We start from the raw sequence: 2151 nt of genomic DNA on the forward strand, positions 1-2151 counted from the left end.
GAGACTTGCGTGATGTAGTCCTCGCGTCGGGGCGGACGCGAAGTGCCTTGCACCAGATCATACGTCGCCATGTCAGTCCTCCTCTGCGGTGTTGAAGTCGTCGGGGTGGATGTCCCATTGCTCGAACGTCGCCGCGAGCTTGCGATCGGCCTTGGCCAAGCGTTCGACCGCCGCGACGGTCTTGGCACTGGCAAGCGCCTTGGCAATCCCGAGTTTGTTGCAGGCGTTGGCCGCCTCACGACAGATCAGCCGCGCCATGTCGAAGGCATGCAGCGTTTCTTCGAGCAGCCACCGCGCATCGTCCCAGCGAAACCATTGTCCCCACTTCGCGACGAAGCGCAGATCGGCGGCGTGGCGATCGGCAAAGATCAGTGACAGAAATTCCTCGGAATTTGCCGGTGCAATCGCTGCGCCCGCTGGCCGTGGAGGTGCCTTTTCATTCGATGCGGTCTTCTTCTCGTTCGCAGTCTTCTTGATCCAGCTCTCGCACATCCCGCGAATGCTGCGACTGCCTCCACATTCCTCGCGCTTCCAATTCCACCGCTCGCCGTATTTGCCAGCAGCGGCTTTGGTGGCGGCCAGCACCAGCGCGACCACGTCATCAAGCGGCATGCCTGCGTTCAACAGTGAGGCGGTGACGGCAAGTTGCGTCGCGTGGATGCTGCTGTCGCCGCCGCCCATGTACATCATGGCGTTCAAGCGCTTCTCAGCATCGATCGGCGGCTTGAAGGTCTTGCTATACTTAGTGAAATCGTTGTCCTCGCCTGCGGTGATCGCTTGCGGGCGATCGATGCGCAAAATCACCGGGCTCTGTTCGGAGAACCACTCCTCAAGATCATCGAGTTCGTAACGCTTGTCGCTATCGTTGACGACCTCGACCTCGACCCAGCCCTCGTTCTTGCTGTTGTGCGTGCCCGGCAATCGCATCACGCGCGAGACCTCGCACACCTGCAGATCACCGCCGACCAGATCGGCGAGTAGCTTTAATGCGGCCTCGATCCGTTCGATGTTCGGCTGGGTCTCGATCGCCTCCTTGAACAGCCAGTAGCAGTGCAGCCCATGTCCTGAGAACACGACGGTGCTCGGTGGATATTTCAGCCGCGTCGCCAGCTTGCGCTCGACATCGGCACGGCTGTCATCGATATCCTTGAAGTCGATGTCGGCGTGCAGGCCGATGGTCTGAACGATGTTGGCCTTGGCGCGCTTGGCGTCACGCTTCACGATGCCGACGCAGAAGAACAGGCCGCGCTTGGGCCGGTCCCACTTGGCGACAAACTTCGCGATGTCTGACGGCAGCCGCGTGGCGACGTGGCGCTCGCCCGGCTCGGTGTCGTCGTCGCGCTCATTGGGGAATGAGCTGATGTAGATCGGCAACTCGCTGACGGCGCCAAACATCGCCGCGATGAAGGCGGCGGCGGTCTGGCCTGCTACATTTCCCGTAGCACCCGATTGATCGCCGCTGGCAGGTGTGCTATGGATGCCGTCATCGCTGCTCGCGATATCGACATCCACCGCGCTCGCTGTGCTATCAGCGGCGCGGCTTTTTCGTTGAGACATGGGTCATCGGATTCCATTGTTGGTGGTTGTCAATTCCCTTGACATCCAAAAGCAAAAAGCCCCGGACGATGCCGGGGCTTTTTTTGCGTTCATGTCGGTTGGGGTCGCGGCTTTGGCCCTCTGCCCCGGCCACGGGCGGGATTGAAGTGCGGGTCACTCTCGCGGATGGTCCTCTGCCATCTGACGATCTCGTCAAGAAACCATGCGCAGCGGTTGGCCGAGAGGTGAACCGGTGCCGGAAAATCGCCCTTCCGGACCATCCTGTGCAGCGTGGCGCGGGAAAACGGGATGATCTTCAAGACCCCAGCTTCATTCAGCATCGGTTCAAGCGCGGCGTCAGCGGCCGTCTCGACTTCCATGTGCGGCAGGATGGTCATCGCGAGTCTCCATGCTAATACTCGCGATATCTAATCGGCACCTCGCGGGCGCGGGAAGATCACGCCATGCATTTTATGCCTGATAAGTCATTTTTAGCCTGATAACTTTCCATGGGCAGTCTCAGCCAATCTCGCGCCGCCGCTGTACTGAGACTAGGGCCTATTGGGGCCCAGCCGCTGGAACCAAGCGAAAACACCGGGAAAAACGGCCTTGACG

General features: G+C 60.3%; 2 protein-coding genes. Both read right to left on the reverse strand.

Annotation, left to right across the window (positions count from 1 at the left end; genetic code table 11):
- Positions 1–72: 72 nt before the first annotated feature.
- Positions 73–1557 (reverse strand): hypothetical protein, encoded by a 1485-nt coding sequence (locus AC1RQP_RS40110; RefSeq protein ID WP_492943292.1) that lies wholly within the window; start codon positions 1555–1557, stop codon positions 73–75.
- A gap of 89 nt (positions 1558–1646) precedes the next feature.
- Positions 1647–1934: a helix-turn-helix transcriptional regulator gene (locus AC1RQP_RS40115; protein ID WP_492943294.1), complete on the reverse strand. Its 288-nt coding sequence runs from the start codon at positions 1932–1934 to the stop codon at positions 1647–1649.
- Positions 1935–2151 lie beyond the last annotated feature (217 nt).

The sequence above is a fragment of the Bradyrhizobium sp. GW821-FHT13H06 genome, from assembly GCF_058803975.1.